General features: G+C 58.7%; 4 protein-coding genes. 3 read left to right on the plus strand and 1 reads right to left on the minus strand.

All coding sequences use genetic code 11. The features are described from left to right. Window positions 1-54 precede the first annotated feature (54 nt). Window positions 55-2,190, plus strand: a complete 2,136-nt coding sequence (locus AC1DDO_RS11660) for a glycosyltransferase (RefSeq protein WP_476971841.1) — start codon at window positions 55-57, stop codon at window positions 2,188-2,190. Then, a complete protein-coding gene (locus AC1DDO_RS11665; protein ID WP_476971842.1) occupies window positions 2,187-2,885 on the plus strand; it encodes a hypothetical protein in 699 nt (232 codons plus the stop codon). Before AC1DDO_RS11660 ends, AC1DDO_RS11665 begins: the two co-directional genes overlap by 4 nt. Window positions 2,886-4,450: 1,565 nt before the next feature. Here AC1DDO_RS11665 and AC1DDO_RS11670 read toward each other — a convergent pair. Continuing rightward, on the minus strand, window positions 4,451-5,476 hold the full coding sequence (locus tag AC1DDO_RS11670; RefSeq protein ID WP_476971843.1) for a glycosyl transferase family 90: 1,026 nt from the start codon (window positions 5,474-5,476) through the stop codon (window positions 4,451-4,453). Between the two features lie 858 nt (window positions 5,477-6,334). Here AC1DDO_RS11670 and AC1DDO_RS11675 point away from each other — a divergent pair. Next, window positions 6,335-7,312, plus strand: coding sequence for a glycosyltransferase 61 family protein (locus AC1DDO_RS11675; protein WP_476971844.1), 978 nt, complete (start codon window positions 6,335-6,337; stop codon window positions 7,310-7,312). The last annotated feature ends 1,331 nt before the right edge of the window (window positions 7,313-8,643 follow it).

Consider the following 8,643-nt stretch of genomic DNA (forward strand, 5'->3'; position numbering starts at 1 on the left):
CGGTGAACGAGTGCGAACGAACATTATCCCAGGAAGGCCTAACGGTTCCTCTAAATGACCCTAAACGTGGATGTATCAGTTGTAATCGGTTTCAAAGATTGGGGCATCGGCCGCCTTCGAATGGCAGTTGAAACTATTCAAGAATCCTTCGGTTCTCTTACCGGTGAAGTAATTGTTTCCGATTATGGATCGTCTGAGTTCTTGGAAACACGGAAGGCAATGGAGGACATCGGTGCCGTCTATGTCTACACGCCAACGGACGGGGTCTGGTCGCGCTCAAGGGCGCTGAACGCAGGATTTGCCGTGTCCTCCGGACGCGTGCTTATCTCCACCGACGCCGACATGATCTTTTCTCCCAAAGCAATGGAGATAGTGGGCAAGGCAATCCTGGATGACCCGAGTCTCGCTCTAGTACTTCAGTGCAGGGATTTGCCGGCGGGCTACTCCGACGTTGAATTGGATGCTTCCAGCCTTGACTGGCGGCTCTTGGAGAGCGTCTCCCGTTTGCGTCCCAGGTGGGGAATGGGTGGCATGATGGCTGCCAGCCGCAGCAAATTCCTGCAAATCCGAGGTCTGGATGAGCGGATGGAAATCTACGGGGGCGAGGATATTGACTTCGCCAACCGGCTCAGGCGTGCCGGCGCTCGCCTAGAGTGGGTCGTCGACGTCGAAGTGCGCATGTATCACATGTGGCACGCCCCCTCTCGGAAGCTTGCGAACGAGACGCCAGAGGGGCGAAAGGCCATTGAATTGAATCGGCAGATTCACGTTGAGGACAAATCATTTGTCAGGAACACACTCACCTGGCGGCATAGCCCGGCGGACGCTGAACTGCCCGTAAGTGTGGTCATATCAACTTACAACCGTGGGAAATATATCGCTGAGAGCATTAAATCCGTTCTGTCCCAGTCCATGCCTGATTTCGAGCTCATCATCGTGGATGATGGTTCTACCGATGGCACCAAAGAAGTTGTGGCGTCATTCCGGGACCCGCGCATCCGGTATTTTTACCGCGAAAATGCTGGAATTGCGGCCGCTCGGAACTTTGCTGCATCCGTGAGTCGGGGTAGGTACACGGCTGTGCATGATGACGATGACATTATGTTGCCGTGGCGCCTGGAAAGGCACCTTGAAGCCCTTCGCCCCGGGTATCACGGATCCTACGGTGCGTGGGCTGATTTTAGTAACCAAACTGGAGAAATGTTCTTGCAGCCTGGGAAGGATGCGAGCCTCGGAGCGCTCTTGAGCACGAGCAAGGTGTACCTGCATCCAACCCTCATGGTGGAGACTGACGTGATCCGACGTCTTGGCTACGATGAGTCCTTGCGGAGCGGGTCTGACTACAACTTGGGAATCCGGATGATGAGGTCTGGTCTGCGGCTTAACCACACAGGACATGTCCACACCCTTCGTCGGCTCCACGACGGGCAAATTACTGAAACGGACTCTGTCGTCCAGCAGACGTCGGCCGTCCTGAGTTCAACGATGGCCAGGGCCCCGATGTCCGGTGCGGAAGTTCGAGCAATGACGAAGGATTACTCGAAGATACCGACGCGGAACTTCGGGAATCATCAAGACGTGTTAGCTGATTTGGCAGAATATTTGCCTGGTCATTTGATTCGCTGGTCTGCCGTCGCTCGTCGCCAGGCGACAGAGTCAGCGGCCACCCTGAGTGCACTCAACATGGCCGAACGAAGTCTCGTTGAGCACGATTGGGATGGGAATGTGATAGCCCAAATCGGAGTCTTCCGCGACGTTACGGCAGAATATATCTCCGACCTCAGGGATGAAGGAATGTCGGTTGAAGTGGGCAAGCTCGCTGTCGTCGATTCTCCGGGACACCTCCTCCTCATGGCCGTTGAGGCCTTCGTGACTCACCTGCGCGAAGCGTCTCCGGTGAACACCGACCCGATACTAAACTTCATTTCGGCGAAAAGCCTGGATTGGCTGCTGAGGGTGGTGACGGGGCGCTTCCCTGACGCGATCGTCCACAGGCGGATGTTGAGTGACCACGACTCGCAAACTTGCGTTCTGCACGTTGCCGGCCTTCCGATACAGGATTTGGAGTGGCTTGCTATCCACGCCGGTAGGCAGGACTTGTCCCTGCGTTCATGGATCGACTTTGCCGGTGAATTTACTGACTTGTCGTCTTTCTATTCAGTAGCCCAGAATGGGGAACTAGTAAAGTGAAATACGAATGGCAAGGGAATTCTGAAGCCGGCGGTTCGGCGATCATGGCCTCTCCCGAGCGTTATGATGCCATCCCATATATAAGCGAACTCATGATTGACGGGCGGCCGAGAGTAGTCAGCTCTGACAGATTGGCTGTCGCGGCCACCCTCGCGTTCGGGCCCGACTCCAGTGGAAGCATGGAATTGCCCCTTCCGATTGGGGCGGCGACAGCGCAGGCGATTCAGGCGTTCCTGGCTCCAACCTGGACGACGGTAGGACCTATCGATTTCGTCCCCAGGGCCTTGCCCGTCGGTGTGACCCGCATGCACCTGACTATGGACTCGTCGGCTGAACGATTGATTGCGAACAGGTTTGACGAACAGCGGACAGTCCATTTTGATCTCCGCCGGTCGGACCGTTTTGCCGGCCAACTCATGTCGCTGGACCGCCACATCGTTGTCAGTAACGCGTGGGCCTTCGGCGAAGCCGATTCAAAGAGGTCGCTTATGGCTGCCCTAGCTGTCGGAGTCCTTTTCGCTGAAAGTCTGCAGACGGACATTATCGAGTTCCCGCAACTGTCGCGAGCCCTGCCGGGGACGGCCGAATCGGTCAACACATTGCTGAATTCTTGTCGCCTGGCCCTTGAACTTGGAGAGCCTATTGAGTCGCAGGTGCCTGAAAATCTAGTCCGGGACCGACATCTGCAAAAATGACTACTCTCTGCAGGAAGCTTCGGTGCGACCTTACTATCGATAGGCAACTGCTCCCACTGAACTGAAGCCGGGTGTGGACGAAAAGCTGAGCCTGCTGCCTTTCCTACGCTTGACGAGCTGAGGAAAGGCGGCCTCGCGACAGATCTCATTTGAAGCGGCGAAGACCTCGGTCACCCTGTGCTTTGCCGTGACCTTCGCGCCGGAAGACAGGAGCAGCATCGGTGGGACCTAGACATTGTCGATGCCCCGGGGTGAACTGGTCCCCGAAAGCTGGACTGGGTTAGGAGGACCCTAGCCACGAGGGCCTGAGCACGGTATTGCAGCGGGCTTAGGCCCTCGAGCTAGTAACGACCTCTGCCCGCAGGCGCTCGTTGTCGCGGCGCAACGGCTGCAGCTCTGATTCAGGCATTCCGGGAGTCCCGGGGTTTGTTTTCGCGCGCAGACCGTCTTCGCTCTCCGCCCGGTACTGGCGCGCCACTTCTCGATCAACTCCGGGGAGGACAGCTGTAGCTCTTTGCCGGGCAGGTCCTCGGAGTGGTCGACGGTCGCGACCACAAAGGCGTCGGTGAGTGGCTCTTCAAACGCCCGCTGGAATGGTGCCTCGGCGTGCAGGCCCCGGCGATCGACCCGTCCGCGGCATTCCGGAGGGCCCTGCGGATGTGGCTGTCGCGCACAGCTGTCTCGGTTGCCGCCCTTCCACCTGGTCCTGCTCGGCAACAACAAGCCCACCGAAGTCCGGCGGCGCTTGACCCAGGGGCCGGCGCGGACGTGGCACCGACCCGGTCTGGGCGAACCGGAGGCTGCTGCGAGCCGGAGGAACACTCTCTGACCGCGGCCGGGACCGGGTCAGCCAGGTCTTCGACCTCGATGACCCGACCGGCAAGCTGCAGGCACCGTGGAACGTCAAGGAGCAGCTGCGCGCCCTCCCAAGCATCTGCTCACTTCAGGACGCCGCCGCAGCGAAGGCCAGGCTCGGGGAACTCGTCGGAATCGCTGCCCCGCCCGAAACGAACAGGTTCTGGCGCACGGTCTTCCGATGGTGGAAGGAATTCGATGTCCTCATCGTCACCGGCGCAACTACGGCGAAGGTCGAAAGCAAACAACACCGCCATCAAGCACCTGGAACGCACGACACGGGCTTCGTCAATAGCCGGAGCTACACGACCTGCATTATGCTCAGAAGCGCCGCCCGAACAGCGGCCTGATCATCCATTGCGCAGCGGAAATCACCACGAACCGCGGAGAGCCGCTTGATGCGCGGCCTGGAGCCGGGCGAACCAGTCGATGGTCGTCGCGAGCAGGCCCGGTGGCCTAGCTGGGTGGCGCACGGCCCCAGACTGGTGGCGAGGTGGGTTTTGCCGGTTCCGGCGGCCCGAGCAGGACGATGTTGGACGCCTTGACGAGGAACGCGCCGGTGGGGAGATGCGCGATGCTGCCCCGATTGAGACCGGGCTTGTCTCGCCGCAGGTACTCGCTCGTTGCCCGATCGTGGGTGAACGATGTGGCGTCATCCTAGCTGGACACTGAAAATCACCGCGAGGCGGAGGTGATGGATTGTACACAGGCTACATCAGGGCGAGACGGTTCAGGACTTCCATTTCGGCGTTTTTCCAAATCGTCGGGTCAATCATCTGACCATACGCCTGGTTCGCATTTTCAATAATTCTCTTGCACATGTCAGGCCTGCTCTCGCAATATTCAAATTTCTCCTGCAAATCGGCAAATCCATTCGCGATTGGTACATAGTGCACCCAGGGTTTGAGGAAATAATCGGGGAGGACCTCGTAGCTGCAGTCTTCCTTGAAGGCAACACTTTGGGATGAAAGGACCCAATAGAGGTTGGACGCCACGTCATTCCCGTTGGGGCACAACATGTACTTGTGTTCAAGCTGCTGAGCGGGCCGCACGACATCGCCGAGAACGCCGAGTTCGTCGAGCCAAGGCTTGGCTTCGAGTGCGGAGGCTGGGCCCGTCAGCTTGAAGTCGAAGACTGTCGAACTCTCGGAGAGCAGTACAGCCTTGATACGGGAGAAGTGTGGAGCCAGTTCTTTGAAAGCCGCAGGGGAGTTGATCGACAGCGCTCCAACGCGTCGGTGCGGATCAGGCCATCGGCTCCCCGAGATTGCCCCGCGCCAGTAGACGACTGGCTTCTTGTCTTCGAATTGGAGGTCGTCCTCGACCCAACCACCATGTCCGATGCCTCGTGACGGTTCGAAATATGAGCTCAGTCGCCATAGGACAGCGTACCGACTTCCAATGCGCCTGTTGTATTGGAAGACGTTGAGATCTTTGCCCGTGAATACTCGGCTGTCAAATGCCCGACCATCGTCCATGTCCCACAAAATAGGTTGCTTGGGGGCGGAGGGAAGGGAGTCGATGAACTGGATATTTCTATTGGACTTGTAGTCCATGGCCAGGGAGTCCGGAGTTAGTTCCTCAACGCCGACGCTAAGTGTCCCGTCAATAAGCAACTCATTATGGTACGGGTCATACCCGGCGAAGAGCCTGCTGGGGGGAACGATATTGGCGAGCTCCGTCAGTCGGAACGACTCGGTCGAGACCTGTGGCAGCATGAAGTCCGCTAAACTCATCAAAAAATTCCTTATAGGCGATGATCCCGGAGACGGGGCCTCGCTATCATACAAGGCGCAGGGCGGTATAGGGATTGAGCCTACGCTTTGGGAACTGGCGACAGAAGAGGCCGCCCGCCGGGCACGGGCGGGCGCTGGTGCTTGCTCGCGAGGTTGTTTGCCGGTGCCGGCCGTCGGGAGCTGCTCAGGATAGACGTTTGGGCCCGACTGCCTGCCACGGGCTTCCCCGCGCCCGTGGGCTTCAATGGGTCCGACGAGAGTCCGGATGAGCTAGTCCGGCAGCCGGGGTTCCGGCCGACCTACGGCTTACCACGCGGCGACAATGACCGCCGTCGGCCCGGTAGCGCTCCTCTTTGTGAGTTTTCGTTCCTCCCGGAGTAGTTGATCTGCTGGTGGAGTCCGTGGGGAACCACTTCTCTGGGTGGTAGGCGTGTCGCCGCGTCTTGAGGAGCCCGGCAACAAAGGGGAGTATCGCCGGCAGATTCGAATGAGGGCGACAAGGCGAAGACTGAACTGGCTGACCGGGATTGCCCCGGGGCCGCACAACAGATCAGCATGGCGAAGCCATGGAATCGCGCCCGCCCGCAACAGCCACCAGCAGCAGCCATGGAGCGCTGTGAAAATTCCTGTTCCCGCCCAACAAAAGCATCCCGCCCAGGCCTGCACGAGTACATGGCCGATGGTGCCTTTTAGACTACGGGCGTGTCCAGCATGATTGCTGCTCCGTGCACGATGGACTGCTTACGCGGCTCCTGAACGCGGAAACATATTCTATATAGAGCATTGTGCACCTCCGCCTCCTTGGCGGCATTGAGTCAGGGGCCCCAGGGGTTGTGGTTGCTGGGGTAGTATCAGCGGATGCCAAGCCTGAGAAGCTATGACAACGCACTCCTTGCGGCCATGCGCCTCAATGACGAGACATGGGAGGTTTCCGGTGGCCTTGTCACACAATCTGGTGATCTTGTTTCGGAGACACTGCGTCACGTTGACCGAACGGATAACCCTTGGACACACACCGTCCAAGAAAACAACACACGTAACCCAGGGGTTGTTGGAAAGTTCAAGGTTGAGGGTGTCGATTACTTTCTGGACGAGGGCATTTGGGGCGGTCATCTTTTGTCAGGCTGGGGGCATCTCATCACGGAAACCATCGCTACAGCGTGGGCGTCCGACAAGTTGCCCGACGCGCCGCTGATATTGATCCCGTGGGGGCGTATGTGGGTGGCAGCTTTTCCGCGCATCATTGAGACGTTGCGGCTCGCCGGATGGGATGAGCGTCGCATCGTGGTGTCCACGGGGGACATTGCGCTAGGTCGCGTACACGTCCCTGAACCGCTCGTGAACATTCGCGGCCTCATGGACGAGGGCGAGCTGATCGATCCCGCCCTCAATGTCGTTTACGACCGCATGATTTCTAGGAGTGGCACGTCCAGTTCTGGCGGCTCCAAGATTTTCCTGCCGCGTCCGGAGGGTCACAGACGAGCACACCCGCACGAACTCGCCGTAGAAAAGGCTCTGGTGGAGGACGGTTTCACCTCCGTCCGAGGGTGGGATATGACCGTCGAAGAGCAGGTAGCTGCCGTGAACTCGGCCGCCGTGATCACAGGGTTCACCGGGTCGAATCTGCATAACTCCGTCTTCGCCGAGCGCGGCGTCCCAGTGGTCGAGATTAGGGACAGCCGCGCCCAGCTTGACGTTCTTGACGGCGTGAAGCGGATTCAAGGGCCGCTGTGCCTCCTCCGTGACCAGCCCTTTTCCGAGCTGGACGGGTATTTTGAGGGACAGCCTCGCCCGGTTTCCGACATAGTGGGCGACGTCAGGGTGCTAATCGGGTAATACTCTACGCCGCAGGGCCATTCTCGTCCTCAGTCATACGACCTTGCATATACGCCGGAGGCACTTGGAACGCATCTCACCGCCGTACTGCGGGCCGTCCTTGAAACATGAGATGACCTAGAGGTGGCCACTTTGCACGACGAGATGTGGCACGCGGCCGACGTAACTCTCTCGGTCTTAGCGGCGGGGGGGGTGTCCCAATAACGGTGGATCAGGGTTCGGCTGACACGCCACGCTTGGGGGGTGTCGCTTGCTCCGTGTGGCGCAACTGGACGATCTCCGCCTTCATTCTTGATTGTCTCTAGTACATGAGTCGCAAAAAGCGAGAACCGGGACCATCGTAGGTAGGTCTTCTGGCACTCTGCGGCCTTGTTTGTCGCGGCCAGGGGGCGGCAATTGCCGCTCAGTTTGCCGCTCTGAGCCTAACGCGGTCTTTTGTCCATGGTTCATTCTGCGGTTCGCGGCTCACGCCGCCTTCAGCGATTTGGCCCAGAAACGCGGCGTGGTCAGGCGTGGCAGGCCGTGACATGAGTTGTCTGCCATCTTCACCTGGCCGATGCTGAGCGGCGGCGGCGAGTTTCCCCTTGGACACTCGTCTCCGATTCACTACCACAACGGTCTCTCATGACGAAACCTTCACAAAACCTTGGAACAGCCGAAAGCGGACTTTTCAGGGGGACCCCTTAAGCGCATACTTGACTGCACAAAGATTTTTGTCTATTGGATTCTGGATTATCAATGGGCGAGTGATCAATTTCGCACTTTTATTGGGTGTTCATTTGCTCAGGGGTTTATTAATTGTCTCTGCAGGTTGTGAGGATGGCGGCCGGTCTACCGAAATAGTTAGGGACAATTCCGGTTAGGAATCTCTTGGGCACGCGAGCCGGGAGACCACGCGGCCACCGGGCCGCGGGAATCCGTGGGGATAGATTCCATCCTCGATCGTCTGAGGGTGCAAGGAGAGGCGTAGATGTTTCCCATAAGGCAAATTCCCCTCGACCGCCGGGCATTTTAGGGGTGGCAGCTGCGGTACCCCTCACTCAGGTACCGCTGCGTGCTGATCAGTTGCCCAAGCACAGTCCGGGAACGTTAAACGGGTCGGCTCCGATGCTCATTACTGCCGGCGTTTCGGCTGCCCAGTTCGCGCCGAATGGTGTTGGTTTCGGCGGCGGAGCTGTCATCTGAGTATTTGAAGGTTTGGAAGCCACTCGATATTGCCTTCCGGGGCCAGTGATATTGCCGGTGGGGGCCAGCGGGCGGGGTTGTGGGGGCCACTGGCCCCCACCGACGTTTTCTTACTGCTTCATGGTGGCGTGTTGGCGCATGTTGTG

Source organism: Arthrobacter sp. 10N43, assembly GCF_056394525.1.